General features: G+C 70.5%; 26 protein-coding genes and 1 pseudogene. 20 read left to right on the top strand and 7 right to left on the bottom strand.

All coding sequences use genetic code 11. The features are described 5' to 3' along the window. The first annotated feature begins 81 nt into the window (after window positions 1–81). The 5 genes from rpsA (at window position 82) to ACZ7M3_RS17520 (ending at window position 5,711) form a co-directional block, all read left to right on the top strand. Window positions 82–1,584, top strand: coding sequence for a 30S ribosomal protein S1 (rpsA, locus tag ACZ7M3_RS17540; protein WP_472064223.1), 1,503 nt, complete (start codon window positions 82–84; stop codon window positions 1,582–1,584). 306 nt (window positions 1,585–1,890) lie between these two features. Further along, window positions 1,891–3,417, top strand: coding sequence for a flavin monoamine oxidase family protein (locus ACZ7M3_RS17535; protein ID WP_472064574.1), 1,527 nt, complete (start codon window positions 1,891–1,893; stop codon window positions 3,415–3,417). 147 nt (window positions 3,418–3,564) lie between these two features. Then, the gene (locus tag ACZ7M3_RS17530) at window positions 3,565–4,503 is read left to right on the top strand and encodes a PAC2 family protein (RefSeq protein WP_351303196.1); all 939 of its coding nucleotides are present in this window, start codon (window positions 3,565–3,567) and stop codon (window positions 4,501–4,503) included. 168 nt (window positions 4,504–4,671) lie between these two features. Continuing rightward, the gene (coaE, locus tag ACZ7M3_RS17525; protein WP_472064221.1) at window positions 4,672–5,280 is read left to right on the top strand and encodes a dephospho-CoA kinase; all 609 of its coding nucleotides are present in this window, start codon (window positions 4,672–4,674) and stop codon (window positions 5,278–5,280) included. A gap of 50 nt (window positions 5,281–5,330) precedes the next feature. Then, on the top strand, window positions 5,331–5,711 hold the full coding sequence (locus tag ACZ7M3_RS17520; RefSeq protein WP_054235974.1) for a tetratricopeptide repeat protein: 381 nt from the start codon (window positions 5,331–5,333) through the stop codon (window positions 5,709–5,711). 51 nt (window positions 5,712–5,762) lie between these two features. Here ACZ7M3_RS17520 and ACZ7M3_RS17515 read toward each other — a convergent pair whose 3' ends face one another. Continuing rightward, the gene (locus ACZ7M3_RS17515; protein ID WP_179436611.1) at window positions 5,763–6,029 is read right to left on the bottom strand and encodes a DUF6343 family protein; all 267 of its coding nucleotides are present in this window, start codon (window positions 6,027–6,029) and stop codon (window positions 5,763–5,765) included. Window positions 6,030–6,152: 123 nt separating this feature from the next. Here ACZ7M3_RS17515 and ACZ7M3_RS17510 point away from each other — a divergent pair, with 123 nt between their 5' ends. Both ACZ7M3_RS17510 and ACZ7M3_RS17505 read left to right on the top strand, forming a co-directional pair. Then, window positions 6,153–7,139, top strand: coding sequence for an acyltransferase domain-containing protein (locus ACZ7M3_RS17510; RefSeq protein WP_452967033.1), 987 nt, complete (start codon window positions 6,153–6,155; stop codon window positions 7,137–7,139). An 89-nt stretch (window positions 7,140–7,228) separates the two neighbouring features. Continuing rightward, on the top strand, window positions 7,229–7,696 hold the full coding sequence (locus ACZ7M3_RS17505) for a DoxX family protein (RefSeq protein WP_472064219.1): 468 nt from the start codon (window positions 7,229–7,231) through the stop codon (window positions 7,694–7,696). A 46-nt stretch (window positions 7,697–7,742) separates the two neighbouring features. On the opposite strand, the gene ACZ7M3_RS17500 is transcribed toward ACZ7M3_RS17505, so the two are convergent. Then, window positions 7,743–8,228, bottom strand: a complete 486-nt coding sequence (locus tag ACZ7M3_RS17500; RefSeq protein WP_472064217.1) for an RNA-binding S4 domain-containing protein — start codon at window positions 8,226–8,228, stop codon at window positions 7,743–7,745. A gap of 87 nt (window positions 8,229–8,315) precedes the next feature. Here ACZ7M3_RS17500 and ACZ7M3_RS17495 point away from each other — a divergent pair, with 87 nt between their 5' ends. Both ACZ7M3_RS17495 and pip read left to right on the top strand, forming a co-directional pair. After that, window positions 8,316–9,119 carry a uracil-DNA glycosylase gene (locus tag ACZ7M3_RS17495; RefSeq protein ID WP_472064215.1) on the top strand — a complete coding sequence of 268 codons (804 nt, stop codon included), beginning with the start codon at window positions 8,316–8,318 and terminating at the stop codon, window positions 9,117–9,119. 9 nt (window positions 9,120–9,128) lie between these two features. Then, window positions 9,129–10,091: a prolyl aminopeptidase gene (pip, locus tag ACZ7M3_RS17490; RefSeq protein ID WP_472064213.1), complete on the top strand. Its 963-nt coding sequence runs from the start codon at window positions 9,129–9,131 to the stop codon at window positions 10,089–10,091. Window positions 10,092–10,097: 6 nt separating this feature from the next. Here the strand turns inward: pip and ACZ7M3_RS17485 are convergent, their stop codons facing one another. Further along, on the bottom strand, window positions 10,098–10,781 hold the full coding sequence (locus ACZ7M3_RS17485) for a GntR family transcriptional regulator (RefSeq protein WP_472064211.1): 684 nt from the start codon (window positions 10,779–10,781) through the stop codon (window positions 10,098–10,100). Between the two features lie 194 nt (window positions 10,782–10,975). Between ACZ7M3_RS17485 and ACZ7M3_RS17480 the strand changes: the two genes are divergently transcribed. Together ACZ7M3_RS17480 and ACZ7M3_RS17475 are read left to right on the top strand one after the other, a co-directional pair. Further along, window positions 10,976–12,451 carry an NCS1 family nucleobase:cation symporter-1 gene (locus tag ACZ7M3_RS17480; protein WP_472064209.1) on the top strand — a complete coding sequence of 492 codons (1,476 nt, stop codon included), beginning with the start codon at window positions 10,976–10,978 and terminating at the stop codon, window positions 12,449–12,451. Window positions 12,452–12,456: 5 nt separating this feature from the next. Continuing rightward, window positions 12,457–13,167 carry an aspartate/glutamate racemase family protein gene (locus ACZ7M3_RS17475; RefSeq protein WP_472064207.1) on the top strand — a complete coding sequence of 237 codons (711 nt, stop codon included), beginning with the start codon at window positions 12,457–12,459 and terminating at the stop codon, window positions 13,165–13,167. 73 nt (window positions 13,168–13,240) lie between these two features. Here ACZ7M3_RS17475 and ACZ7M3_RS17470 read toward each other — a convergent pair. After that, a pseudogene (locus ACZ7M3_RS17470) lies at window positions 13,241–13,639 on the bottom strand (RidA family protein); the annotation flags it as partial. A 184-nt stretch (window positions 13,640–13,823) separates the two neighbouring features. On the opposite strand from ACZ7M3_RS17470, the gene ACZ7M3_RS17465 reads away from it, so the two are divergent. The 7 genes from ACZ7M3_RS17465 to ACZ7M3_RS17435 all read left to right on the top strand — a co-directional run bounded on the left by ACZ7M3_RS17465 (window position 13,824) and on the right by ACZ7M3_RS17435 (window position 21,721). Beyond that, window positions 13,824–14,696 carry a nucleotidyltransferase domain-containing protein gene (locus tag ACZ7M3_RS17465; RefSeq protein WP_472064205.1) on the top strand — a complete coding sequence of 291 codons (873 nt, stop codon included), beginning with the start codon at window positions 13,824–13,826 and terminating at the stop codon, window positions 14,694–14,696. Window positions 14,697–14,737: 41 nt separating this feature from the next. Then, on the top strand, window positions 14,738–15,469 hold the full coding sequence (locus ACZ7M3_RS17460) for a DUF7873 family protein (RefSeq protein WP_472064203.1): 732 nt from the start codon (window positions 14,738–14,740) through the stop codon (window positions 15,467–15,469). Between the two features lie 619 nt (window positions 15,470–16,088). Further along, a complete protein-coding gene (locus ACZ7M3_RS17455; RefSeq protein ID WP_472064201.1) occupies window positions 16,089–17,966 on the top strand; it encodes an FUSC family protein in 1,878 nt (625 codons plus the stop codon). Between the two features lie 34 nt (window positions 17,967–18,000). Next, the gene (locus ACZ7M3_RS17450; RefSeq protein ID WP_472064200.1) at window positions 18,001–19,389 is read left to right on the top strand and encodes an amidohydrolase; all 1,389 of its coding nucleotides are present in this window, start codon (window positions 18,001–18,003) and stop codon (window positions 19,387–19,389) included. 24 nt (window positions 19,390–19,413) lie between these two features. Beyond that, window positions 19,414–20,586, top strand: coding sequence for a cytochrome P450 family protein (locus tag ACZ7M3_RS17445; protein ID WP_472064198.1), 1,173 nt, complete (start codon window positions 19,414–19,416; stop codon window positions 20,584–20,586). 84 nt (window positions 20,587–20,670) lie between these two features. After that, entirely contained in the window at window positions 20,671–21,360 is a 690-nt protein-coding gene (locus ACZ7M3_RS17440; protein ID WP_472064196.1) for a DUF899 domain-containing protein, read from the top strand. Window positions 21,361–21,547: 187 nt separating this feature from the next. Then, a complete protein-coding gene (locus ACZ7M3_RS17435) occupies window positions 21,548–21,721 on the top strand; it encodes a hypothetical protein (RefSeq protein WP_095855250.1) in 174 nt (57 codons plus the stop codon). A 12-nt stretch (window positions 21,722–21,733) separates the two neighbouring features. Here ACZ7M3_RS17435 and ACZ7M3_RS17430 read toward each other — a convergent pair whose 3' ends face one another. From ACZ7M3_RS17430 to ACZ7M3_RS17420, 3 genes are all read right to left on the bottom strand, one after another. Next, window positions 21,734–23,755, bottom strand: a complete 2,022-nt coding sequence (locus ACZ7M3_RS17430; protein ID WP_472064194.1) for an ABC transporter ATP-binding protein — start codon at window positions 23,753–23,755, stop codon at window positions 21,734–21,736. 127 nt (window positions 23,756–23,882) lie between these two features. After that, complete coding sequence (locus tag ACZ7M3_RS17425) at window positions 23,883–24,329, bottom strand: hypothetical protein (RefSeq protein WP_095855252.1); 447 nt, start codon at window positions 24,327–24,329, stop codon at window positions 23,883–23,885. Then, a complete protein-coding gene (locus tag ACZ7M3_RS17420; protein ID WP_472064193.1) occupies window positions 24,326–25,033 on the bottom strand; it encodes an ATP-binding protein in 708 nt (235 codons plus the stop codon). The genes ACZ7M3_RS17425 and ACZ7M3_RS17420 overlap by 4 nt, the downstream gene beginning before the upstream one ends. 289 nt (window positions 25,034–25,322) lie before the next feature. Here ACZ7M3_RS17420 and ACZ7M3_RS17415 point away from each other — a divergent pair, with 289 nt between their 5' ends. Together ACZ7M3_RS17415 and ACZ7M3_RS17410 are read left to right on the top strand one after the other, a co-directional pair. Further along, the gene (locus tag ACZ7M3_RS17415; protein WP_472064191.1) at window positions 25,323–26,183 is read left to right on the top strand and encodes a helix-turn-helix domain-containing protein; all 861 of its coding nucleotides are present in this window, start codon (window positions 25,323–25,325) and stop codon (window positions 26,181–26,183) included. Then, window positions 26,184–26,462, top strand: coding sequence for a DUF397 domain-containing protein (locus ACZ7M3_RS17410; protein ID WP_472064189.1), 279 nt, complete (start codon window positions 26,184–26,186; stop codon window positions 26,460–26,462). It begins immediately after the preceding gene. Window positions 26,463–26,579 lie beyond the last annotated feature (117 nt).

Below are 26,579 nucleotides of genomic sequence, written 5' to 3'. Positions count from 1 at the left end.
GTCCGGCTTCTACAGGGCGAAACGGGCTCCCGGCGTAAGCAGTACCTACGACTCACTGTCCGTACCGGAGCCCTTTCCCACATGACGAGCAGCACCGAGACCACCTCTACCACGCCGCAGGTAGCGGTCAACGACATCGGTAACGAGGAAGCCTTCCTCGCCGCGATCGACGAGACGATCAAGTACTTCAACGACGGCGACATCGTCGACGGCGTCATCGTGAAGGTCGACCGGGACGAGGTCCTGCTCGACATCGGTTACAAGACCGAAGGCGTGATCCCGAGCCGCGAGCTCTCGATCAAGCACGACGTCGACCCGAACGAGGTCGTCGCCGTCGGCGACGAGATCGAGGCCCTGGTTCTCCAGAAGGAGGACAAGGAAGGCCGCCTGATCCTGTCCAAGAAGCGCGCTCAGTACGAGCGTGCCTGGGGCACGATCGAGAAGATCAAGGAAGAAGACGGCATCGTCACCGGTACCGTCATCGAGGTCGTCAAGGGTGGTCTCATCCTCGACATCGGCCTCCGTGGCTTCCTGCCGGCCTCCCTCGTCGAGATGCGCCGCGTCCGCGACCTCCAGCCGTACGTGGGCAAGGAGCTCGAGGCCAAGATCATCGAGCTGGACAAGAACCGCAACAACGTGGTCCTGTCCCGCCGTGCCTGGCTCGAGCAGACCCAGTCCGAGGTCCGCCAGACGTTCCTCACCACCCTCCAGAAGGGTCAGGTCCGCTCCGGCGTCGTCTCCTCGATCGTCAACTTCGGTGCCTTCGTGGACCTGGGTGGCGTCGACGGTCTCGTGCACGTCTCCGAGCTCTCCTGGAAGCACATCGACCACCCCTCCGAGGTTGTCGAGGTCGGCCAGGAAGTCACCGTCGAGGTCCTCGACGTCGACATGGACCGCGAGCGCGTCTCCCTGTCGCTCAAGGCGACGCAGGAAGACCCGTGGCAGCAGTTCGCCCGTACGCACCAGATCGGTCAGGTCGTCCCGGGTAAGGTCACCAAGCTCGTTCCGTTCGGTGCGTTCGTCCGCGTGGACGAGGGCATCGAGGGTCTGGTCCACATCTCCGAGCTGGCCGAGCGCCACGTGGAGATCCCGGAGCAGGTCGTCCAGGTCAACGACGAGATCTTCGTCAAGGTCATCGACATCGACCTCGAGCGCCGTCGCATCAGCCTCTCGCTGAAGCAGGCCAACGAGGCCTTCGGTGCCGACCCGGCGTCGGTCGAGTTCGACCCGACCCTGTACGGCATGGCCGCGTCCTACGACGACCAGGGCAACTACATCTACCCCGAGGGCTTCGACCCCGAGACCAACGACTGGCTCGAGGGCTTCGAGTCCCAGCGTGAGGTGTGGGAGACGCAGTACGCCGAGGCGCAGACGCGCTTCGAGCAGCACCAGGCTCAGGTCATCAAGTCCCGCGAGGCCGACGCTCAGGCCGAGGCCGAGGGTGCCACCTCCACGGGTGCGGCTCCGGCTGCCTCCGGTGGCGGTGGTTCGTACTCCTCGGAGTCGGACGACACCTCCGGCGCCCTGGCGTCGGACGAGGCCCTGGCTGCGCTCCGCGAGAAGCTCGCCGGCGGCCAGAGCTGAAAGCTCACCGCTAGCCAGTAGCACGTGACTGCGGGCCCGCACCCTTCGGGGTGCGGGCCCTCAGTGCGTTTGCTCCCCCTTCGTCCCCTCTTCGTCCCCCGGTCGTCCAGCGGGCCGCACGTGTGCGGTTGCAGAAACGTGCGGGATACACGAGTAACTGACGGGCCGTAACCCGCCATTGGGAGGCTTCCCCGGTCGTTCAAGATCGAAAGGGGAGCTCCCGTCATGGCACAACCTCAGAGCGGTCCTGGCACGAGTCGGCGTTCCTTCCTGCGCAACGTGGGACTCACGGGCGGCGCGGGCACCATGCTCGCCACCATGGGCGCCCTCGGCCTCGCGCCCACGGCCGAAGCCGCCCAGCGCGAACAGCCCTTCCGCGCCCCGCGGCCGGGCGACTTCACCCTCACCGGCCGCGGCGCCGCCAAGGTGGTCGTAGTCGGCGGCGGCATCGCGGGCCTGGCCTGCGCGTACGAACTCGGCAAGGCGGGCTACGACTGTACGGTCCTGGAGGCCGGAGGCCGCACCGGCGGCCGCAACTTCACGATCCGCGGCGGCGATACCACCACCGACCTCCACGGCAACACACAGACGGCCCGCTTCAGCGACGGCCAGTACATGAACTGCGGCCCCGCCCGCATCCCCCAGTGGATGATCACCCTCGACTACTGCCGCGAACTCGGCGTCCCCATCGAGGTGTTCACCAACGTCAACGCGGACGCCTACCTCTTCAACGAGTCCACTGGGATGAAGAAGCCCGTGCGATACCGCACGGCGAAGGCCGACGTGTACGGCTACGTCTCCGAGTTGCTCGCCAAGGCCACCGACAAGGGAGCCCTGGACAAGGAACTGACCGCCACCGACCGGGAGAGGCTCGTCGAGTTCCTCAAGGACTGGGGCGAACTGGGCGACACGCTGACGTACGAGGGCGGCGAGCGCCGCGGATACACGACCGTCCCGGCCGCCGCGGGTACCTCCGGAGTGCTCCTCGGCGACGTCCCGTCGGCCTCCGACGTCCTCGCGTCCGGTGTCGGCCGCTACTTCTCCTTCGAGTTCGGCTTCGACCAGGCGATGCTGATGTTCCAGCCGGTGGGCGGCATGGATCAGATACCGCGCGCGCTCACCAGGGCGATAGGCGAGCACAGCATCCGTACCGGGGCCGTGGTCTCCAAAATCACCGACAAGGGGAGCGGCGTTTCGGTCACTTACACCCAGTCGGGCCGTACGAAGGTGATCGACGCCGACTACTGCGTGGGCGCCCTCCCGCCCAACATCCTCGCCGGGATCCCGCACAACCTCGGCTCCGGTGTGCAGAGCGCTCTGGAGGCGATCACTCCCTCGTCGGCGGCGAAGATCGGGCTCGAGTACCGTTCCCGCTGGTGGGAGCTCGATCACCACATCTACGGCGGCATCACCGAGACCGATCAGGACGTCACGCACATCTGGCACCCCTCGTACGGCTTCCACGGCGCGCGCGGCGTGATGATCGGCTACTACAACTACGACGGCGACGCCGACTCGTACGCCGAGCTCGCCCCCAAGGAGCGCGAGAGGCGCGCCGTGGCGGCCGGGGTGAAGATCTACGGCGAGAAGTACCGCACCGAACTCGCCTCCTCCTTCTCGCACCACTGGCGCCAGACACCGCATCTGGAGGCCGCCTGGCACAACACCCCCGGCGGCCCCGACGACGTCCGCTACAAACCGCTGAACGAGCCCACGGGGCGCGTCTACTTCGCGGGCGACTGGCTCAGCTACACCGACGCCTGGCAGCACGGCGCGTTCACCTCCGCCCGCAAGGCGGTCACCGCGCTGCACACACGCGTGCTGTCGGCCTAGGCATGCGGGGCGACGAACCCGGCGGGTGAGCCGAAGGGGCGCGTCTGCGCGCCCCGGAGGCGAACCGAGCCGTAAAAGGTGCGGTCCGGGGAATGCTCGCGATCCTCACCACGTTGTGAAGTACGAACACGAGGAGGAGCGGTCACAGTGCTTGATCCGCAGGGTTTGTACGCATGGGAGCCGAAGGGCCTGGCCGTGGTGGACATGGCACTCGCCCAGGAGTCGGCCGGTCTGGTCATGCTCTACCACTTCGACGGATACATCGACGCGGGTGAAACGGGCGACCAGATCGTCGACCGTGTGCTCGACTCGCTGCCCCACCAGGTCGTGGCCCGCTTCGACCACGACCGGCTCGTGGACTACCGGGCGCGCCGCCCGCTGCTGACGTTCAAGCGCGACCGCTGGACGGAGTACGAGGAGCCCACGCTCGACGTGCGGCTCGTCCAGGACGCCACTGGCGCGCCCTTCCTGCTGCTGTCGGGACCCGAGCCGGACGTCGAGTGGGAGCGCTTCGCCGCCGCCGTTCAGCAGATCGTGGAGCGACTCGGCGTCCGGCTGTCGGTGAACTTCCACGGCATTCCCATGGGCGTCCCGCACACCCGCCCCGTGGGCCTCACCCCGCACGGCAACCGCACCGACCTGGTGCCGGGCCACCGCAGCCCCTTCGACGAGGCGCAGGTCCCCGGCAGCGCCGAATCCCTCGTCGAGTACCGCCTCATGGAGGCCGGACACGACGTCCTGGGCGTCGCCGCGCACGTCCCGCACTACATCGCCCGCTCCCCGTACCCGGACGCGGCGCTGACCGTCCTGGAGGCCATCACGGGCGCCACGGGCCTGGTGCTCCCCGCCATAGCGCACTCCCTGCGCACCGAGGCGCACCGCACCCAGACGGAGATCGACCGGCAGATCCAGGAGGGCGACGAGGAGCTCGTGGCCCTCGTCCAGGGCCTCGAGCACCAGTACGACGCCGCCGCGGGCGCCGAGACGCGGGGCAACATGCTCGCGGAACCGGTGGACATCCCGTCGGCGGACGAGATCGGGTTGGAGTTCGAGCGCTTCCTGGCGGAGCGCGAGGGTGACGCGTAGGGCGGGGTGACGCCGTAGGGGGCGACGCTGTGGGCGGGGGTGCAGGTAGGCCCCTTGGTGCCCAGGCGCAGGCCCCTTCGTGCCTACGCGCATACCCCTTCGTGCTTACCACAGGCCCTTTTGGGGGCCGTGGGGGGCTCGTCACCGGCAGGCCCTAAGCTCTCGGTCATGCTGAAGGTTGGCCTGACCGGCGGTATCGGTGCCGGCAAGAGCGAGGTGTCGAGGCTGCTCGTGCGGCTCGGCGCGGTGCTGATCGACGCGGATCTGATCGCGCGGGAGGTCGTCGCACCCGGAACCCCCGGGCTCGCGGCCGTCGTCGACGCCTTCGGGCAGGACGTGCTCGCACCCGGCGGCGGTCTGGACCGCCCCAAACTGGGCTCGATCGTCTTCGCCGACCCGGAGAAGCTCGCCGTCCTGAACTCGATCGTGCACCCCCTGGTGGGCGCCCGCTCCCGCGAGCTGGAAAGTGCCGCGGCCGAGGATGACGTCGTGATCCACGACGTCCCGCTGCTCGCCGAGAACGCCCTCAGGCCGCTGTACGACCTCGTGGTCGTCGTCGACGCCAGCCCCGAGACCCAGCTCGACCGTCTCGTGCGGCTGCGCGGCATGACCGAGGCGGACGCCCGCGCCCGCATGGCCGCCCAGGCCACCCGCGAGCAGCGGCTGGGGATCGCGGACGTCGTCATCGACAACGACGTCCCCCTGGAGGAGCTGGAGGCGCGCGTACGAGAGGTTTGGGCGGATCTCGTCCGCCGGGCGTACGCCCGCAAGGAATAGCCGTCCTCGACGGGGGCGTTGAACCCGTTCAGCGAGGGAAGGACTCTGCCGTGCCCGAGACCAGCGGATCGACCGGACGTACTCCGGAGACGCATGTCATCGACTTTCGTGCCGCTGAGCAACTGCTCGCCGCGCGGGACCCGCGGGGCGCGGTGAAGCTGCTCGATCCAGTGATCGCCGCGCACCCGGAGAACACCGCCGCCCGGCTGCTGCGCGCGCGTGCCTTCTTCGCCGCCGCGCAACTGCGGCCCGCCGAGCTGGAGTTCACGATCGTCCTGGAGCGCGAGCCGGACAACGCGTTCGCGCACTTCGCGCTTGCCCGCACCTATGAGCGCCAGCTCCGCCCCGACCAGGCGAAGCGGCACTTCCGGCTGGCGGCGGCGCTCGACCCGAAGCCCCAGTACCTGGAAGCGGCGCGCTTCGACTCGTGAGCCGTGAGTCGTTAGTCGTGACCCGCCGTGGCCGTGGCCGTCGCCGATCCGCTACGGGTGACGGTGCTCCGGAGGCCGGTACGGCGGGATGTCGCGGCCCGGCTGGTAGTGCGGCCCCTGATGGATGTGGCGCAGGATCATGGTCATGTCGGCGGTGACGATCAGCCACAGCACCCCGCACGCGGCCGCCCAGCCGGGGCGTCCGACCAGCGCGAACGCGGCCGTACCGAAGATCGTCCAGACCAGGCCCCAGACACTCAGCCAAAAGCGCATGCGCAGGGCGCTGCGCGCCGTCGTCGGTTCACTGCCTGTACGCATACGGATCACTACTCCGTGACGCTGATCCGTGACCATCGCTCCTACTGGAAACGTACTCTTCGTCGTGCACGTTGACCAAGGGCCGCGGAGAGCGAGCGGCGGCCGGACCGACGGGAGGCGCGGGTGCTGCTGGAGGCGCTGCGGGCGGACGCGAGACTCGCCGAGTGGCTGAGGGACCTGGAGAGCGAGGGGGCTCCCCGGCTGGAGGCGGTGCTCCCGGACGAGGACGAGCTGCCGGACCTCCTGCTCGACCTGACCGTGGCCCATGAGCACATCAACGAACTCGTCGCGCTGCGCGGCCGGCTGGCGGCCGACCCGGAGGCGATGACGCTCCTCGCCCGGTGCGTCGGCCGCTTCGTACGGGACATGGGGGAGATCGGGAAGGGCTGGGAGCCGCCCGCGTTCCCCGAGTCGGCGGGGCCGCTCGGGCGCTGCTTCCACCTGTACGTCTTCATCGCGGCGCTCCCGTACGTCCGGGCCTACCACCGGGGGCGCGGCATCCCCGACGACGTGTCCCGGCGCACCCTGGCCGACCTCGGCCGGCAGGTGTCCGTGCACCACAGACGGCTCGGGACGCCGGGGCTGCTGTTCCCCTGGTGGATCGCCCTGCACTTCCACGGTGAGCTGTTCCAGCTGGGCCGGCTGCAGTTCCAGCGCTCGCGGCTCGGCCGGCGCACGGGGCGGGCCGTCGCGGCGGCGGGCCTCGACGCCGGCCCCGGCGACGCGTGCCTGAGCCTGCACATACCCGACTTCCACGGGCCGCTGTCACCCGCCGCCTGCGAGCGGTCGCTCGCGCTGGCACGGGAGTTCTTCGCCCGGCACTATCCCGACGAGCGCCATGAAGTCGCCGTGTGCCACTCCTGGCTGCTCGATCCACAGCTCGGGCGGTATCTCCCGGCGGACTCGAACATCATCCGCTTCCAGGAACGCTTCCGGATCGCGTACCAGGAGACGACCCCGGACGACGGGGTGCCGGTCGGCTTCGTCTTCGGCGATCCGGAGCTGCCCACGCGTGCGCTGCCGCGCCGGAGCGCGGTGGAGCGTGCGGTGGGGGACCATCTGCGCGCGGGCGGGCACTGGTACGTCGGGCACGGCTGGTTCGCGCTGTAGCCGTCTGCGGCCCACGGCGATGAGTTCCGGACGCGGCCCCGGTCTACCCCCGCGACAGCAACGCGTACCGCTTCGCACAGGAGACCCTCATGTCCGAGACCACCGTCCCCGTCACCACGCTCGCCTCCACCTCCACCTCCACCTCCACCTCCGCCTCTTCGCTGAAGACCCGTGGCCGCGGTGCCCGGATCTCCCTGGGCGCACTGCAGATCGTGCTCGGTCTCTTCTACGCGTTCGCGAGCGCGCTGCCCAAGCTGATCGCCCACCCGTCGGCCGCCGAGGCGTTCGACAAGCTCGGCTGGGGCAGCACGGGGATGTACCTCATCGGCGCGCTCGAACTCGCCGGAGGCCTCGCCCTGCTGGTCCCGCTGCTGTCCTCGGTGGCGGCGGTGGCGCTCGGCGCGCTGATGGTGGGGGCCTTCGTCGTGAACGTCACCGTCGTCCACGGGCCGTACGTGGCGACCCCGCTCATCCTGATCCTGCCGCTCGCGTTGATCGCGTGGGCCAGGAGGGACCGCACCACCGAGCTGGTGCGGTGGGTGCGGCGACGGGTATGACCTGGTGGCGGCGCAGTACGTCGCATGACGGTCGTACGACGTCGGGTCAGGGCGAGTCGGGGCCGCTGAGGCCCCGGAGGCGTTCCATCTCGCGGCGGTCGCGCTTGGTCGGGCGGCCCGCTCCGCGGTCGCGGACGCCGGCCGGGGCGATCGCCTCGCGCGGCGGGGGCGGCGGGCTGTTGTCGACGTAGCACTCGGCGGCGACGGGCGCGCCGACCCGCTTGCGGATCACCCGCTTCACGACGACGACCCGTTCGCGGATCCCCTGCCGCAGGCGCACCTCGTCGCCGACGCGCACGGCGTACGCGGGCTTGACGCGTTCCCCGTTCACCCGGACGTGTCCGCCCCGGCACGCGGTCGCGCCCGCCGAGCGGGTCTTGACCAGACGTACGGACCAGATCCAGCTGTCGACCCGCACGCTCTCGCCGCCCGCCGGACGGGCGGCCTCGGCGGCGGCCACCGCCTTCTCCTCGTCGACCTGCTCGTCGACCTGCTCGTCGTTCCGCTCGACGTCCGCACCCTCAGAAGCCATGCCTCGACTCTAGAAGAGTCCTGGCCCGGCGTGCCTCGCAGGAGGAAACAAGGACGATCGCCGGGCGCCCGGTCGTACGGTGGGGGCATGGACAGCAGCCCGGCCGGCAGGAGCGATCCCGGCATCGTCGGCGACCTGGACGGCCCGGGCGCACTGGGTGACCTGGACGCACTGACTGATCTGGACGCCCGGATCGCCGGGTGCCGGGCGTGTCCGAGGCTGGTCGCGTGGCGCGAGGAGGTCGCCCGCACGAGACGCGCCGCCTTCGCCGACCAGACGTACTGGGGGCGCCCCGTTCCCGGCTACGGACCGGCCGACGCCTCGCTGCTCATCGTCGGACTCGCACCCGCCGCCCACGGCGGGAACCGGACCGGACGGATGTTCACCGGGGACCGCTCCGGGGACGTGCTCTACGCGGCGCTGCACGACGTGGGGCTCGCCTCGCGCGGGACCTCGGTGAGCGCGGACGACGGACTGGAGCTGTACGGCGTACGCGTCACCTCGCCCGTGCACTGCGCGCCGCCCGCCAACAAGCCGACACCCGGCGAACGGGACACCTGCCGCCCCTGGCTCGTACGGGAGTTGGAGCTGCTGCGGCCCACGCTCCGGTCGGTGGTCGTGCTGGGAGCCTTCGGCTGGCAGGCCGCGTTGCCCGCCTTCGCCGCGGCGGGATGGACGGTGCCCCGGCCCAGGCCGGTGTTCGCGCACGGGGCGAGGGTTTCGCTGGGGGCGCAGGACGGGCCGGCGGCGGGATCCGTCGAGCTGTTCGGGTGCTTCCACGTCAGCCAGCGGAACACGTTCACCGGACGGCTGACGCCCGCCATGCTGCGGGACGTGCTGCGTACGGCGGCGGGGGCGGCGGGGCTGACGACGCGACCGTACGACGGTTAACCTCGCCCGATGGGCCTGTATCCGGAGATCGAACCGTACGACCACGGCATGCTCGACGTCGGCGACGGCAACCGCGTGTACTGGGAGGTCTGCGGAAACCCCGACGGCAAGCCGGCCGTCATGCTGCACGGCGGTCCGGGGTCCGGCTGCGGTCCTTGGTTCCGGCGCTACTGCGACCCCGCCAAGTACCGGATCGTGCTGCTCGACCAGCGCGGCTGCGGACGCTCCACGCCGCACGCCGCCGCGTACGGGACGGACATGGCCGTCAACACGACGGCGCATGTGATCGGCGACCTGGAGCTGCTGCGACGGCACTTGGGCATCCGGCGGTGGCTGGTGTGGGGCGTGTCGTGGGGGTCGGTGCTGGGGCTGCGGTACGCGCAGACGCACCCGGACGTCGTCTCCGAGCTGGTGCTGACCGCGGTGGGCACCGGCGCGAACGCCGAAGTGGCCCTGCTGACCAGGGGACTTGGACGGTTCTTCCCCGAGGCCTTCGAGCGGTTCCTCGCCGAACTGCCCGAGGGGGAGCGGGGCGGGAACCTCGCCGCCGCGTACAACCGGCTGCTCGAGTCGCCCGACCTCGAGGTGCGGGCGCGGGCGGCGCGGGCCTGGACGGACTGGGAGACGGCGATCGTTCCCGCGCCGCCGCGGTCGGAGAAGCGCTATGAGGACCCGGAGTTCCGCATGGCTTTCGCGCGGACCGTCACCCATTACTTCGGCAACGACCACTTCCTGGGGGAAGGCAACGACGAAGGCGTCGTGATCCGCGACGCGCCCCTGCTGAAGGGCATCCCCGGCACCCTCGTCCAGGGAAGTCTCGACTTCGGGAACCTGCTGGGCACGGTGTGGCGGCTCCACCACGGCTGGCCCGACAGCGAGTTGATCGTCGTCGACGACGTGGGGCACACCATGGGGGCGAGGGGTGTGGTGGACGCGTTGGTGGCGGCGACGGACAAGTACGCCCTGCCCTAGCCCACTTCAGGCTTGGGGAGCCTCTGTTTCGCCGAAGAGATGCCGCACCGTCGACCGGTAGTTGGCCTGCACGTGGGCGAGGGCGTGCGCGCGGGCGCGCTCCGGGTCGCCGGAGGCGATGGACTCGTACAACTCATGGTGTTCGGTGAGGAGTTGGGGCCACTCCTCGTTCTGGCGGGTGAGCCAGCGCAGTCGGCCGTCGACCGGCTCCATGACGGAGATCAGCAGGCTGTTGCCCGCCATGGCGAGGATGCGGTCGTGGAAGCGGGTGTTGATGTCGGTGATCGCCTCCGCGTCGTCGGCGCGGGTCGCCGTCGCCGCACGGTCCAGCAGGTCCGCCAGCTCAGCGAGGTCCCGCGGTGTCGCCCGTGCCGCCGCGAGCCCGGCCGCGTAGACCTCCAGTGCTTCGCGCAGCTCGAAGAGTTCGGCCACGTCCGTCGGGGTGAGCCGGCGTACGACCGTGCGGCGCGGTGTCTCGAAGTGCACGAACCCCTCCGCCACGAGCGCGCGGATCGCCTCGCGCACGGGAACCCGTGAGACCCCGAACCGCTCCGCCAGCTCGCGTTCGACGAGACGGTCCCCGGGGCGCAGCCGCCCCGCGATGATCTCCTGCCGCAGTGCGGCCAGAACGCGTTCGCGGACCGCGCCCAGGGGTTCCCGTTCCGCGCCCAGGGGTTCGATCTTCGTCATGGGGCCATCTTCGCCGACTCCGGGGGTGATTTACGGAGCCGTAACCGCTCGGACATCGGTCAGAACGCTTGACGGCGAGACCATGGCGGCAGTTTGGTATACCAAACACGTTCCGCAGGGCCGTCCCGTACGCGCCACAGCCGCCGCCCCCCACGCGAACCGCCGTCCTCCGTCCCCTCGCCCATGGAGGCCCCGTGTCCCTCGCCGACCGTGCCGAAGTCACCGGCACCCCAGCGTTCGTCCCCGACCCCCGGCTCACCAACGAAGACCTCGCACCCGCGGAGAAGCGCAACTGGAAGGTCTTCGACCTCTTCGCCATGTGGATGTCCGACGTCCACAACCTCGGCAACTACACCTTCGCCGCGGGCCTGCTGGTCCTCGGCATGAACGTCTGGCAGATCTTCACCTCGCTGCTCGTCGGCTTCGTGATCATCTACGCCGGCATGAACCTGATGGGCCGCATCGGCCAGCGCACCGGCGTGCCCTTCCCCGTCGTCAGCCGCATCAGCTTCGGCGTCTGGGGCGCCAACATCCCGGCGCTGATCAGGGCCGTCATCGCCATCATGTGGTACGGGATCCAGACCTACCTGGCCTCCGTCGCCGTGAACGTCATGCTGCTCGCCGCCTGGCCCGGCCTGGAATCGTGGACCCACCACTCCTTCCTCGGCCTGGACGCGCTCGGCTGGACGTCCTTCGTCTCCCTCTGGCTGATCCAGGCGATGATCATCAGCCAGGGCATGGAGTCGGTCCGCAAGTTCCAGGACTTCTGCGGCCCGGCCATCTGGCTCGTCATGATCGCGCTGGCCGTCTGGGTCCTCGCCAAGGCCGGCTGGAGCATCTCGCTCACCTCGACCCCGCACCCGGTCTCCGTGGGCGAACAGTGGCGCCAGTGGTTCGGCGCGGTCGGCCTGATCCTGGCCACCTATGGCACGCTGATGCTCAACTTCTGCGACTTCTCGCGCTTCGCCCCCAGCTACAAGACGGTCAGGCGCGGCAACTTCTGGGGCCTGCCGATCAACTCCACGGCCTTCGTCATCGTGTCCGTCATCGTCACGGCCGGTTCCATCGAGGCGTTCGGCGAGGCCATCACCGACCCCGCGCTGCTGGTCGCCAAGGTCGGCAACACCTGGGTCCTGGTCCTCGGCGCCCTGACCTTCGCCATCGCCACCATGGGCGTCAACATCGTCGCCAACTTCGTCTCACCCGCGTACGACCTGGCGAACGTCTGGCCGCAGAAGATCACCTTCAAGATCGGCGGCATGATCAGCACGGTCGCCGCACTGGTCGTGACCCCCTGGAACCTCTTCTCCAACCCCACGGTCGTCAACTACTTCCTCGGCGGCCTCGGCGCCTTCCTGGGCCCGCTGTTCGGCATCATCATGATCGACTACTACTGGGTGAAGCGCGGCAGGATCGACGTCGGCCAACTCTTCGACGCCCGGCCCGGATCGCCGTACTACTACCGCAAGGGCGTCAATCCCAAGGCTCTGTGGGCGTTCCTGCCCTCGGCGGCGGTCGCCGCGGTACTGGCCCTGGTGAAGGCGTTCAGCGACGTGGCCCCGTACTCCTGGTTCATCGGAACCGCGCTGGCCGCGGGCCTGTACATGACCCTCTGCCGCACCGAGCGCGCCGCCGACGAGACCGCCGTCACCGAGCCCGTGGAGGTCTGAGCGGCGTGCACATCGTCGTCACCAACTGCAACACCACGCAGGAGATGACCGAGGAGATCGTGCGAGGTGCCCGGGCCGCCGCAGGCCCGGGCACCACCGTGACCGGCCTCACCCCCGCCTGGGGACCCGAGTCCGCCGAGGGCTGGCTCGACAGCTACCTCTCCGCCGCGGCCGTCCTCGACACCCTGCGCACGTACGAGGGTCCCCGCGACGCCGTGGTCATGGCGGGCTTCGGCGAACACGGACGCGAGGGCGCGCGCGAACTCGTTGACGTGCCCGTCGTCGACATCACCGAGGCCGCCGCCCACCTCGCCTGCCTGCTCGGCCGCCGCTACGGAGTCGTCACCACCCTGGAGCGCTCACGCGGCCAGATCGAGGACAGCCTGTACGCCGCCGGAGTCGCCCAGAACTGCGCCGCGGTCGTCGGCACCGGCCTCGGCGTTCTCGACCTCGGCGACGTCCAGCGCACGCAGGAGGCGTTCGTGACCGCGGCGGAGCGGGCACGGGAGGCCGGCGCCGAGGTCCTCGTCCTCGGCTGTGCCGGCATGACGGGCCTGCAACGGGCGGTCGGGGAGAAACTGGGCCTCCCGGTCGTCGACGGCGTCGCCGCCGCGGTCAAACTCGCGGAGTCCCTGGTCTCCCTGGGCCTCAGGACGAGCCGGGTGGGCAGCTACGCGCGACCGCTGCCGAAGCGGAGGGTGTGGGGTGCAGGCTGAGGGTGAACATGGCCTCGACCTCGGACTCGACCTTGGACTCGGGCTCGGCCTCGGACTCGGCCTCGGACCCGGCCTCGGGCACGACCGCCGTCGCCGTGATCTCCACCAACTGCCCCGTGTACCCGAGGCAGGCCACGCCGAGCAGCGTCGACGAGTGGGGTCCCGTGCTGAGCCCGGACGCCTCGACGACACCCCACACGTCGGACAGCACCCTCGGCTCACCGCTGACGACATACACATCGGTCGCCACCACATGCGCGAAGTCACTGCCCACCGCACGGAGTTGCTCACCGAGATTGGCGATCACCTGCTCGGCCTGCCGCACGGGATCCCCCACACCGACGATCTTCCCCGCCGCGTCCAGCGGCACGGCCCCGGCGAGAAAGGCGAGCCGCGCACCCGCCTCGACGACCGACACGTGAGCGTAGCCGGGAGGCGGGAAGAGACCGGGGACGGTGACGCGAGCGGGCACGGGAACTCCAGGAATCCTCGACTGGGCGGGCAACCTTCCTATGGTGTGGGCGGACGGAGGGCGGTCGCATGCGATTTAGCCCCGACTCGTCCCCAGCCGAAGGCCCTGCCCCCGCGAGGGGACGGGCCGGCCTCCCGGCGGATATTGGCTCGACAGCCCCGTCACCCGACCGCATCCTCTCCTCATGCCCACACCGACCCGGCCGCCGCACATCGACGACGAGAAGTTCCTCGCCCACGTCACCGCCCGCCTGGCCGCCCTCCCCGCCGTCCGGGCCGTCGCCCTCGGTGGCTCCCGCGCGCAAGGCACCCATGGCCCCGACAGTGACTGGGACCTGGCGATCTACTACCGGGGCGCCTTCGACCCCGACGACCTGCGGGCCGTCGGCTGGCAGGGTGAGGTCTCGGAGATCGGTGGCTGGGGCGGGGGCGTGTTCAACGGCGGTGCCTGGCTGACCGTCGAAGGCCGTCGTGTCGACGTCCATTACCGGGATCTCGACGTGGTGGAACGGGAGTTGGCTAGTGCGGAGCAGGGACGGTTCCATGTGGAGCCGCTTCTCTTCCATCTCGCCGGAATCCCCAGCTACCTCCTCGTCGCCGAGCTCGCCGTCAACCGTGTCCTGCGCGGCGATCTGCCCCGCCCCGCGGCCTATCCGGCGAAACTCCGCACCTCCGCTTCCGCCCACTGGCACGGCACCGCCCGTGCCACCCTCGCCTACGCCAAGGCCAACCACGCACCCGCCGGTCGTCTCACGGAGGTCGTGGGAGCGCTGGCGACCGCCGCCCTGCAGACCGGTCACGCGGTGCTGGCGGCGCGCGGGGAGTGGGTGACGAACGAGAAGCGGCTGCTGGAGCGGGCCGGGTTGAGAGGGATCGACGAGATCGTGCGCGGCGGGGTGAACGAGCCGGAAGGGCTGGTGCACATGCTCGGGCGGGCGGAGGCGGTCTTGGACGCGGCGGTCATCCGGGCCGAGGAGGCCTTGGACGCCGAGCTCGCCCGGGCCGAGGAGGTCCAGGACGCCGGGGTCGCCCGTGCGCGGGAATCCGGTGTCGAATAACCCTTCGAAAAGCCCCCGTCGCCACTGCTACCGTCACCGACGTGGCGAAACTCAATCAGATCATCGCAGTGGAGAAGGGCATCAAGTCCAAGTCCCATCAGGACCTGACGGCCGCTCATCACGGGCTGCAGAAACCCGCATTGCTGGCCGGCATCTCGCGGACCTATCAGCCGAAGGACGAGGAGGGCGAGCAGCTGCCGCCCGAGTCGACGCGGGTGCAGGTGCAGGCCGAGGACGTGTTGCGGGAGACCGCGGGGACGCTCACCCGGCTGTTCGACGTGACCGCCACCAAGGACTGGGCGAACTGCACGGCCCGGGCGGATGTGAAGGTGGACGGGCGGGTCCTCGTCGCCGACGTGCCCGTGTCGTATCTGCTCTTCCTTGAGAAGCAGCTCACCGATCTCAACACCTTTGTGCGGAAGCTGCCCGTTCTCGACGCCTCCGAGTCGTGGGTCCAGGACCCGTCGACGGACGCGTGGAAGACCGAGCCCGTCAGGACGCTGCGGACCAAGAAGGTGCCGCGCAACCACGTCAAGGCCGAGGCCACCGAGAAGCATCCCGCCCAGGTCGAGGTGTACTACGAGGACATTCCCGTCGGGTACTGGACGACCGTGAAGTTCTCCGGCGCCCTGCCCGCGCGACGCGTGAACGAACTGCTCGACCGGGTCGAGAAGTTGCAGCAAGCCGTCAAGTTCGCCCGGGAAGAGGCGAACGGCGTGGACATCGTCGACCAGCGCGTCGGGGACTCCGTGTTCGGCTACCTGTTCGGGTAGCCTCTGAAACTCCCCGGCCACAACGCACCACGGCCGGGGTGCGCGAGGAGCGCAAGCTGAACCTGAAGCTTGTCGTGAATGCACGGTTCCAGTGGAGGTTCGAGTCCTCCCCGCGGCACCACACGGCACTCCACGGAGTGCCCACGCGCCGCGGTAGCCCAACTCGGCAGAGGCAGACCGTGATCAATCTCAGACTCTTGCTCCAGACTCAGCATTCGCCGCCGATCGCCGGATCGACCGGGCCCAGGCCCCGGCACGCCGAAATGCTGGTTCAAGTCCAGTCCGCGCAGCTCGATGCGTGGTGGTCCAAAGGCAGGACGCGGCGACATAACGACTGACCTGGGTTCTCAAGCGTGCCGGCGTGTGACATGGGTGGCATCACAAGGGTCCGGGGGCCGGCTACGCCCTCGGACCCGCTCCATTTCATCCCCGGCTCGTTCCCGGTTCGTCCCCGGCCGACCGGCAGTTGCGTTCATAAAGAACGCGGCATCCCTGCGATGCGTCACCTTCCGGAAATACACGCGTTCCATTTCCTCCAGCAACGCGTTCTACCGTAGGCAGTACACCGCCCGGCCGACGTCGCCCGAAGGCGCCCCCGCCCTCGCCCGACAGGAGTCCCGTGTCCCGCCTCAGCGCCGCCGTACCGCCCTGGCTCGCCCACGCCCTGCGCGCACAGCGCGGCCCCGTGCCCTGGAGCGCGGTCGCGCGGGGCGCCCTGGCCGCCGGACCGCCGCTGCTCGTGGCGGTGCTGAGCGGGCGTACGTCCGTCGGTGTCGTCGCCGCCCTCGGGGCCATGTTCGCCGGGATCAACGACCGGCCGGGCAGCCGTAGGGCCGCGGTCAGGCGGCTCGGCGTGCCGGCGCTCGCGGGAGCCGGTGGGCTGCTCGTGGGGTCGTACGCGGGACAGCACGTCGGCGCGGTGACGCTCACCCTTCTCCTCACCGTGCTCGGGCTGCTCGCCGGCGCGGTCAGCGCCGTCGGACCCGTCGCGAGCGGAGCGGGTACACAGCTGCTCGTCGCCGCCGCCATCGGGGCCGGGATGCCGCTGCCCGAGCCCGGCTGGCAGCGTGCGCTCTTCTTCGTCGGCGGGGCCGGATGGCTGCTCGTGCTGCGGCTCGCGCTGCCCACACCCGGGGCCACCGCCGGCGACTACCGCTTCGACGGGGAGCGGGATGCCGTCGGGGGTGTGTACGACGCCGTCGCCGCGCTGCTCGAAGCGGTCGGGGGGCCGGACGCGCCCGGTCGCCGGGTCGCCCTCACCGCCGCGCTCGACCACGCTCAGGACGCGCTAGGCGGGCCCCGGCTGCGGTCGTACGCCAGTTCCGCGGCCGAGCGGCGGCTGCACGCGCAGTACGCCGCCGCGCTCCCGCTCGCCGAGGCCGCCACCGCGCTCGCCTGGGCGGGCGAGGCGGTGCCCGCACGGGCCGTCGAAGGGCCGCGACGACTCGCCGTCGCCGTACGGACCAGCACGCGCACAGGGTCGCTGCCCGCGCCCAGCCGCTCCGCCCCGGCCCTGCGCGCCCTCGACGACGCACTCCTGCACGCGGCCGACGCCTTCGACAGGGGTGGCGACGACACCGCGCTGCACACGCGGCGCCGTACCGCCACGTCCCTCGCCCGCACGGTCCTCGGTTCCGCAGGACGCGAGTACGGGCTCCGGGTCGCCCTCTGCTTCGGCGCCAGTGTGGCCGTGGCACAGGCCCTGCACCACGCCCGCTGGTACGGCAGCCACTCCCACTGGTACTGGCTCCCGGCGACCGCCGTCTTCCTGGTCAAGCCCGACCTCGGACCGCTCGCCTCACGCGTGATCTGCCGGGCGGCGGGGACCGTGCTCGGCGCCGTCCTCTTCGCCGGGTTCGCGGCGCTCCTCCCGCGCCCCGCCGGGCTGGTCGCCCTGGTGGCGCTGTGCGGCGCCCTGATCCCCGTCGCCACCCGGCACTTCGCGGCGCAGACCGCCGTCGTCACCGTGCTCGTGCTCTGCCTCGTCATGGTGGGCGGGGAGCCGGGGGCCTCCTGGAGCCGGATCGGCGAAACGCTGCTGGCCTGCGCGATCGTGCTGCTCGTCGGGCATCTGCCGGCGCTCGGGCAGCGCGGGGGAGGGGTACGGGCCCGTCTCACCCACGCCGCCGAGGCCGCGCACGTCTACCTGGCCCACGTGCTGGACGACGGCACGACCGACGACCGGGCCGGCCGCTGGACCCTGCGCCGTGAGGCCTACCGCGCGCTCGCCGAGGCCCGCGTCTCGATCGACCTCGCCGCCGCCGAACTCCCCGCGCTGGCCCGGCACGCCGAGGGAACGGACGAGGTCGCGGCCACCCTCGAACGCCTCGTCGACACCACGACCGCGTGCGCCGTACAGCTCGACGACACCGGACGGCTCACCCCCCAGCACACCGAACGCATCACCGCACTCCTCGACGAACTGGCCGAGGGGCGGGAACGCGTGGGGCTGTTGGTGAAGGAGGGGCAGGCGCTCCCCGTTCCGCTCGCGGGCTGAGCACCGGGAGCCCGACCCGTCGTACGGTGACGCCATGACGCCGTCCGTCCCGGCCCCGTCCGCCATCACCCCCTCCGCGGCCGGCCCCGCCGACCTCCTCATCACCGGGTGCACCGCGCTCGTGCACGACGAGCACGAGGAGATCGCGTTCGTCGAGGACGCCTCGATCGTCGTACGGGGTGGGGTCATCGAGGCGGTCACGCGCGAGGCGCGCCTTCCGGACGCCGCCCTGCGCATCGACGCGCGCGGCCAGGTGGCGATGCCCGGCCTGATCAACTGCCATACGCACACCCCGATGGTCGCCCTGCGCGGGATCGCCGAGGACCTGCCCGCCGAGGAGTGGTTCAACGACTTCATCTGGCCCATCGAGTCCAACCTCACGGCGAAGGACGTGGAGTTGGGGGCGAGGCTCGCCTGCGCCGAGATGATCCGCGGGGGCGTCACCTGCTTCGCCGACCACTACTTCTCGATGGACGCGGTCGCCGCCGTGGTGGCCGAGAGCGGCCTGCGCGCGCACCTCGGCGAGGCCTACTTCTCCTCGCAGGGCGCCGAAGGCCGCGAGAGGTCTCTGGAGTTCGCGCTGCGGCAGCGCGGCGGTGCGGGCGGCCGCATCACCACCGCCCTCGCCCCGCACGCCCCGTACACCGTGGACGACGCCGATCTCGCCGCGACCGCCGCCCTCGCCCGCGAGCACGGCCTTCCCGTGCACCTGCACGCGGCCGAGAGCCGCGGCCAGACCGACACCAGCCTCGCCCGGTACGGCCGGACGCCCATCGAGATCCTCCAGCGCGCCGGGCTCCTCGACAACGCACCCGGCCTGCTCATCGCGCACGGCACCGGCATCGTCGACCGCGACCTGCCGGTGCTGGCGGGCGCGAGCGGACCCGTGGCCGTCGCGACCGCACCCCGCGGCTATCTCAAGTTCGCCTGGGGCCCGACCCCGGTACGGGCCCTGCGCGAGATCGGCGTCCCCGTCGGACTCGCCACGGACGGAGCCGCGTCGAACAACTCCCTGGACGTGTGGGAGTCGATGGCGCTCACCTCACTCGTGCAGAAGTCCACCGAGGGCGACCCACGATGGCTGACCTCCCGTCAAGCCCTGCACCACGCGACCCTCCAGAGCGCGCGGGCCGTCGGCCTGGGCGAGCGGATCGGCAGCCTCGCACCGGGGCGGCGCGCCGACATCGTCCTCGTCGACCTCAGCGGCCCGCACACCCAGCCCGTGCACGATCTCGCCGCCACCCTCGTCCACAGCGCCCGCGCCGGGGACGTGACGACGACGATCGTCGACGGGCGTGTCCTGATGCGCGACCGCGAGCTGATGACACTCGATCTGCCCGCCACCGTCGCCGAGTTGGGGCAGCGGTTGCCCGCGCTCGTCGACCGGGGCCACGGGAGGCGGATTCAGGAGTACGACACCTGATCCACGCTGCCTAGGCTGGAGGGCATGGACCCCGCAGAAGGCCTCATCGACCACCCGTACGCCGTCTACGACCGCCTGCGCGACACCGCGCCCGTGCACCGCGTCGCCGGTACCGACGGCAACCCCGCCTGGCTCGTCACCCGCTACGAGGACGTCCGTGAGGCGCTCGCGAACCCGCTGCTCTCGATGGACAAGAAGCACGCGCTGCCCGGTAGTTACCAGGGGCTGTCGCTGCCGCCCGCCCTCGACGCCAACCTCCTGAACATGGAGGCGCCCGACCACACCCGCATCCGGCGCCTGGTGGTCCGCGCCTTCACATCACGCCGCATCGAGCAACTGCGCACACCCGTACGGGAAACCGCCGACCGGCTCCTCGACGCGCTCGGACCGCACGGCAGCGCCGACCTGATGACCGCGTACGCCGCGCCCCTGCCCATCACCGTCATCTGCGACCTGCTGGGCATTCCGGGGGAGCACCGCCGGGACTTCCGGGCCTGGACCGACGTGCTCGTCGCGCCGGACCCGACGCGCCCCGGGGCCGCCAAGGAAGCGGTCGCGGCCATGCTCGGGTTCCTCACCCAACTCCTCGCGGACAAACGGAAGAAGCCGGCGGACGACCTGCTCTCCGACCTGATCGCGGTGCGCGACGAGGGCGACCGGCTCACCGAGGACGAGCTGATGTCGCTCGCCTTCCTCATCCTCTTCGCGGGCTACGAGAACACCGTGCAGCTCATCGGCAACGCCATCCTGGGACTGCTCACCCACCCCGACCAGCTGGCCGCCCTGCGCGCGAACCCGGAGCGATTCCCGAACGCGGTCGAGGAGTTCGCGCGCCACGAAGGGCCCGCGCTGCTCGCCATCCGGCGCTTCCCGGTGGAGGACGTGACGATCGGCGCGGTCACCGTGCCCGCGGGCGAGACCGTCCTGCTGTCCCTGGCCGCGGCCAACCGGGACCCGGCCCGCTTCCCGGACCCCGAGCGGCTCGACCTCGGCCGGGACGCCTCCGGCCATCTCGCCCTCGGCCGGGGTATCCACTACTGCGTGGGCGCGCCGCTGGCCCGCCTGGAGACGGAGATCGCCGTCACCGCACTCCTGGAACGCCTTCCGGACCTCGCGCTGGACACCGACCCCGCCGAGCTGCGGTGGCGGCCCTCCCTGCGCGCCCGCGGCCTGCTCGCGCTCCCGGTGACGTACTGAATCCAGAAATTCTCCGCTCCGCCGATGAGTTCCGCTCCCGCGCCCGGTCACCACTGCGAAGGCACCGTTTCGTAGGAGGAGCACATGACGCTTCCGGAGATCGTCTCGAGCGAGGAATGGCGCGCCGCGCGCGCGGAACTACTGGTCAAGGAGAAGGCGGCGACCCGCGCGCGGGACGCGCTCAACGCGGAACGGCGCGGTCTGCCGATGGTCGAGATCGACAAGGAGTACGTGTTCGAGGGCGGTGACGGCAAGGCGGCCCTGCTCGACCTCTTCGAGGGGCGCCACCAACTCGTCGTCTACCACTTCATGTTCGCGCCGGAGTGGGACGCGGGCTGCCGCAGCTGCTCGGCCTTCCTCGACCAGATCGGCCACCTCGCCCATCTGCGGGCCCGGGACACGGAGTTCGCCGCCGTGTCCCGGGCGCCGTACCCGAAGATCCTGCCCTTCAAGGCCCGTATGGGCTGGACGGTGCCCTGGTACTCGTCGTACGACAGCGACTTCAACGACGACTTCAGGGTGTCCGTCGAGGTCGACGACGAGCCCTACGAGCGGCCGGGCGTGAGCTGCTTCCTGAGGGACCGCGACCGGGTCTTCCACACCTACTCGACGTACGAGCGCGGCCTCGACGGGCTCGGCTCGACGACGACCCTGCTGGATCTCACGGCACTCGGCAGGCAGGAGGAGTGGGAGGTGCCCCGGGGACGCGCCTCGGCACTGGGGGCGCCGGCGGGCAGCGAGCGGATCCGGTACCACGACGAGTACGAGGAATGACAGGAAAGTACGAGAAAGGAAAACTCACGAAGGGAAACGCCCACAGGCCGAGAGTTCCCTCACAGCAGAGTAGTGAACGAGTGTTGACTATGTCTCAGTACCGTCACTGACCGAGCCCTTCACCCCGCCTTTGGCGTTTAACTCTATGAGTACGCGTCATGAGTACGGCGCTACATGGAGGTGCAGGGTGAACGGGCGAATGGTGCTGGAGCGCTTTCCCGCCGGTGGGCCGCGCGGTTCGTGGCCCGCCGAGGAGTTCGCGCAGGCGTGCCGCCTGCAGGGGCAGGCCGCCGAGGTCGTCATGGACCTCGCCTCGGACGCGTTCCTGGTGATCGTGCGTGCCGGGGAACTCGTCGAGTGAGGCCGGCCGAGGTCAGCCCACCTTTGGAGCGGGCACTTTCGGAGCAGGCACTTTCGTGGGCGCATCGGTAGGAATCTTCGTCTGCACCTTCGACGTGAACTGCTCGGCCTGCAAGGAGTACAGCTCGGCGTAGACACCGCCCTTCGCCAGCAGTTCGTCCGGACTGCCGGACTCCACCAGGCGGCCCTGTTCGAGGACATGCACCAGATCGGCGTGGCGGACCGAGGCCAGCCGGTGGGTGATGAGGACGACCGTCTGGCCACTGCCCGCCAGGGCCCTGATCTTGTCGAAGACCTCCAGCTCGGCCCGGGCGTCGAGCGCCGCGGTCGGCTCGTCCACGATCAGGATGCGGCCACGGCGGTACGCGGCCCGTGCGATGCCCAGCCGCTGCCACTGCCCGCCCGACAGCTCGTGCCCACCGCTGAACCCGCGGGCGAGCAGCGTGTCCAGGCCGCGAGGCAGGTCGGCGACCACGTCCTCGGCCCCGGCCTCCGCCACCGACGAGGTGACACGCTCGTCCGTCAGCGGCGCGGAGGCGCGGCCGACCGCCACGTTGACGCGGGCCGTGAACGGCCAGCGTTTGAAGTCCTGCGCCACCATCGCGATACGTTCGGCGAGTTGCTGCCGGTCCGCCGTCGCCGCGTCGACGCCGTCCCACAGGATCCGGCCCCGCTCGGGCGCGTACAGGCCCGCGAGCAGCTTCACCAGGGTCGTCTTGCCCGAGCCGTTCTCACCGACGAGCGCCACGATCTTGCCGAGCGGCAGACGCAGGGTGACGTCCGCGAGCGCCGGCCGGGTCGAGGCGCCCGGATAGGTGAACGTGACGTTCTCGAAGCGGATCTCGCTCGGATCCTCGGGGAGCGGCTCGCCGCCCACCGGGATCGCGCGCTCGGCCGCCTCCACGTACAGGCGCTGCAGATCGCCCACGAACAGGGCTTCCTCATGGAGGGAGTTGACCTCCAGGACGAGCGTGTCCAGGCTCGCGGAGCCGGTACGGATCGCGATCACGGCCGTACCGGCGACGGAGAGTGCCATCGCACCGACGAGCAGCAGCCCGCCGAGCGTCGCGTACGTCGCCACGGTGGCGATGCCCGTCCAGCCCGCCGCGACCAGGCCGGTGCGGGCGGACAGACGGGCCAGGCGGGCCTGTTCCGCCTCGGCGGTCTCCGACATCGAGCGGAAGTGACGCAGCAGGAACGGGCCGACGCCGTGCACGCGGATCTCCGGGGCCGCGGCGGGCTCGGTGAGCAGACTGCTGATCAGGTGCCCGGCACGGGCGTGCTGCACCCAGGTGTGGAAGGACTCGTAGCGGCGCCGGGCGATCGTCAGGGAGCTCCAGGCACTCGGCAGGGTCATCGTCACGAGCAGCGGCAGCAGGGCCGGATGCAGCACGGTCAGCACACCCGCGGCCGCGATGAGCGAGATCATCGCGTTCACCACGCGGGTGGCGATCGCGATCATGCGGCGGGCCGAGGAAGCACCGTACTGCGCGGTGTCCAGCAGCTTGTGGAAGGCGTCGTCCTCGATCGCGGACAGTTCGACGGCCGCCGCCCGCTCCAGGTACAGCTCGGTGGCGACGCGTTCCACCTTGGGCTCCAGGCGCCCGGTGGCATACGTCGAGGCCGCCCGCAGCAGCGCGCCGAGCAGCATGACGGCGGCGACCGTGACCAGCGCCGGGACCGCGCCGTGCAGCCGGTCCCCGACGGAGCCGCTCGTCATCAGCCGGCCCAGCACGATGTTGACGGCCAGCAGGCTCACCGCCTGCGCCGCGCCCCGGGCCAGTTCGGCGGACACCACGATCCGGGCGGCGCGGCGGTCCGCGGTCCAGGCGAGCCGGAAACTGGACGCGAGCAGGGACGGCAGCCGCGTCACCATCGCGCGGAAGTTCAACTCGAGGAACGCGTCGGAGTGTTGCGACCAGCCCATGTCGTAGCGCAAGGGGCCGCCGAAGAGCAGGTGTTCGGAAGGGGACGGCGCCGGTTTGTCGTCGTCGCGTTTCTTCTTGCGCGCTTTCCCTGTGGATATCCCCACCATCGGCCTCCCCGGGAACGGATGAACGGTGCCCTCCCCAGGAACACGGCACTCCACTCGCGGTGATGGCGGAGTACGGGTGGCGACCGGCGCACTTCGGACACACCCGCCAGCCCCCCTGACGGGAGGATCACGCGCTGATCGGACGCGACCAGACGGGTGTCGTACCGGTGACGCGGCACAGGGCCAGATAGAGGGGGATCGGCGGGGTGTACGGAAGCGTGCCGGCCGGCTTGTGGATGAGGCCGGGGGCGTGCGGGGTGTCCGGTACGACCGCCCCGGCGGCGTAGTGGGCGGGCGCGGGCCAGTCCAGGGCCACATCGGACTCGGAGGGCACGAGCCACCACCAGTGCGCCCCGTCGGCGTACACACAGCCCACCCGGGGCAGCCGGGTCATCAAAAGGGGCCCGAACCGGGCGGGCACCGCGACCGCGTCGCAGCCCAGCGGTACCGTCATGCCCTCGGGCACGGGGAGACGTCGCAGCGTCCTGGACACCGTCTGCTCGCGCTTCAGGCGGACCAGCGTGTCCAGGCTCAGGACCTGAGCACCGGGTCCTGTGGCCGACGTACTCGTCACAGCCTGCCCCGATCCCGGCTTCGCTCGATCGGGGGGATCCCCACGGTCCGCTTGCCCCAGGAGGACTCCCTCCGCCAGGATGCCTCGGACCGCCACGAGGCTTCCGTTGTCGCGGATGCTTCCGTTCCCCAGGACCCTTCCGTGCCGGTGCCCCGGCCGTCGGCCGGTGGCTTCCTCGCGCCCCATCCGAGGTCGGAGCGGGCCGCCCCGGCACCCGTGGCGTCGGCCGCCGGGGAACGCGGGAGATCCGCCCAGACCAGCAGCCCCGGCGCGGTGTCCTGGGCGCCCCAGGACCGGCACACGGCCGCGACGAGCAGCAGCCCCCTGCCGTGTTCCTCCTCGGGACGCTGCGGTGAGGGGTGCGGCTCGTCAGGAGCGCATCCCTCGTCACGTACGGCTATCCGCACCAGGTCGTCTCCGTCGTGCAGTTCGCACACCACACGCGCGCTCGCGCTGTGCACGATGGCGTTGGTGACCAACTCGGAGACGACCAGGACCGCCGTGTCACAGGTGTCGTCGGACACGGCCCAGCCGGAGAGCCGGGCGCGCGTCAGGTGCCGGGCGTGAGCCACGGAACCCGGGTGTGCGGCCAGCTCGAAGCGGAACCGGCGCGCGGCGGCGGCGCCGGGGCGCACCCCTGCGGTGGCACGCAGACCGGAGCGGTCCTCGGCGGCGTCTGTTCCTAAGGGCGCGGACGGAATCACGCTTGCCACTATCTCCCCGCCGTGAACACTTGGCAAGTGCCACTCTGAAAATTGCAGAGTGCCGTGTGACTCTGAGAAGTGCCGTGGCACACTGCTGGCAACAGCACGCCGAGCGGCGCCAGTTGGGATCGTCGAAGACGTCGATGAAGACGAAGAGGACCCCGAACGGCGCCGTCCGGTCTGTCAGGACGCAGTACCTGTTCAGAAGCGTTCAGAGCGGCGCCCGACCGTTCACCACGGCATCCGACCGTCGGAACGGCGCCCGTTCGGGACTCAGTGGAGGTGGGACGTGAGTGAACCGCGGTCCGCGCCGACGGTCGGCCAGGTCGTCCTCGGCCGGCGCCTGCTGGACCTGCGAGAACGCGCGGGTCTCAAGCGTGAGGAGGCGGCGCGCGTCCTGCGGGTCGCGCCCGCCACGGTCCGCCGGATGGAGATGGCCGAAGTCGCCCTCAAGATCCCGTACCTCCAGCTCCTGCTGAAGTCGTACGGGGTGTCGGACGAGGAGGCCGAGGCCTTCGTCCAACTGGCCGAGGAGGCCAACCGGCCCGGCTGGTGGCAGCGCTTCCACGACATCCTGCCGGGCTGGTTCTCGATGTACGTCAGCCTGGAGGGCGCGGCCACCCTCATCCGCTCGTACGAACCCCACTTCGTGCCCGGAATCCTGCAGACCGAGGAGTACGCCCGCGGGGTCATGAAGTCGGGCGCCATCGGCCAGACCAGACCCGAGGACATCGAGCGCCATGTGGCGCTGCGCATGCAACGCCAGAATCTGCTCACCCGTGACGGCGCACCCCGGATCTGGGCCGTGATGGACGAGACGGCCCTGCGTCGGCCCGTCGGTGGTCCCGAGGTGATGCGCGCCCAGATCGACAAGCTGATCGAGGCCACGAAGCTGCCCAACGTAACGCTCCAGGTCGTCCCGTTCAACACGGGGCCGCACCCCGGCACGTACGGGCCCTTCGTGCTCTTTCGCTTTGCCATGCCGGAACTCCCGGACATGGTCTACAGCGAGTACCTGACCGGCGCCGTCTATCTGGACGAGCGTTCCGAGGTGGCGACCCACCTCGAGGTCATGGACCGCATGGCGGCTCAGGCCGCCACGGCACATCGCACGAAGGAGATCCTCCGGGATTTCCGCAAGGAGTGGTGAATGGACAACATCAAGCAGCGGATACGCAATGAGCGGATCTGCAACGAGCAGATCTACAACGGGATGCCCGCCCGTGAACTGGGCAGCGAGGGCTGGCACAAGCCGTGGAGCGGCGGCAACGGCGGCAACTGTCTGGAGGCGATGAAGCTCGCGGACGGGCGTATCGCGGTCCGCCAGTCGGCGGACCCGGACGGGCCCGCGCTGATCTACACACCCGGCGAGATGACCGCGTTCATCCAAGGCGCCAAGGAAGGGGTGGCCGACTTCCTTCTTTCCTGAACTCTCTTGAAATTGGTGCTGAATAAATTGGTGCTGAATTGATTATGTGCAGCGGTAGAAGACCGAGATCGAGACCGAGTCCGTAGGACCTCGAAAACACCCGTAGGACCACGGCAA

This window comes from Streptomyces sp. NPDC111656 (genome assembly GCF_055656965.1).
Note: the sequence above shows the minus strand (reverse complement) of the source record. Positions and strands in the feature narration are given on the sequence as shown.

What these genes read in the sequence shown, in the direction of transcription:
- rpsA (WP_472064223.1), top strand. Translation starts at nt 82, where the DNA reads ATGACGAGCAGCACCGAGACCACCTCTACCACGCCGCAGGTAGCGGTC.
- ACZ7M3_RS17535 (WP_472064574.1), top strand. Translation starts at nt 1,891, where the DNA reads ATGCTCGCCACCATGGGCGCCCTCGGCCTCGCGCCCACGGCCGAAGCC.
- coaE (WP_472064221.1), top strand. Translation starts at nt 4,672, where the DNA reads ATGCTGAAGGTTGGCCTGACCGGCGGTATCGGTGCCGGCAAGAGCGAG.
- ACZ7M3_RS17515 (WP_179436611.1), bottom strand. Translation starts at nt 6,029, where the DNA reads ATGCGTACAGGCAGTGAACCGACGACGGCGCGCAGCGCCCTGCGCATG.
- ACZ7M3_RS17505 (WP_472064219.1), top strand. Translation starts at nt 7,229, where the DNA reads ATGTCCGAGACCACCGTCCCCGTCACCACGCTCGCCTCCACCTCCACC.
- ACZ7M3_RS17500 (WP_472064217.1), bottom strand. Translation starts at nt 8,228, where the DNA reads ATGGCTTCTGAGGGTGCGGACGTCGAGCGGAACGACGAGCAGGTCGAC.
- ACZ7M3_RS17495 (WP_472064215.1), top strand. Translation starts at nt 8,316, where the DNA reads ATGGACAGCAGCCCGGCCGGCAGGAGCGATCCCGGCATCGTCGGCGAC.
- pip (WP_472064213.1), top strand. Translation starts at nt 9,129, where the DNA reads ATGGGCCTGTATCCGGAGATCGAACCGTACGACCACGGCATGCTCGAC.
- ACZ7M3_RS17485 (WP_472064211.1), bottom strand. Translation starts at nt 10,781, where the DNA reads ATGACGAAGATCGAACCCCTGGGCGCGGAACGGGAACCCCTGGGCGCG.
- ACZ7M3_RS17465 (WP_472064205.1), top strand. Translation starts at nt 13,824, where the DNA reads ATGCCCACACCGACCCGGCCGCCGCACATCGACGACGAGAAGTTCCTC.
- ACZ7M3_RS17450 (WP_472064200.1), top strand. Translation starts at nt 18,001, where the DNA reads ATGACGCCGTCCGTCCCGGCCCCGTCCGCCATCACCCCCTCCGCGGCC.
- ACZ7M3_RS17445 (WP_472064198.1), top strand. Translation starts at nt 19,414, where the DNA reads ATGGACCCCGCAGAAGGCCTCATCGACCACCCGTACGCCGTCTACGAC.
- ACZ7M3_RS17440 (WP_472064196.1), top strand. Translation starts at nt 20,671, where the DNA reads ATGACGCTTCCGGAGATCGTCTCGAGCGAGGAATGGCGCGCCGCGCGC.
- ACZ7M3_RS17430 (WP_472064194.1), bottom strand. Translation starts at nt 23,755, where the DNA reads ATGGTGGGGATATCCACAGGGAAAGCGCGCAAGAAGAAACGCGACGAC.
- ACZ7M3_RS17410 (WP_472064189.1), top strand. Translation starts at nt 26,184, where the DNA reads ATGGACAACATCAAGCAGCGGATACGCAATGAGCGGATCTGCAACGAG.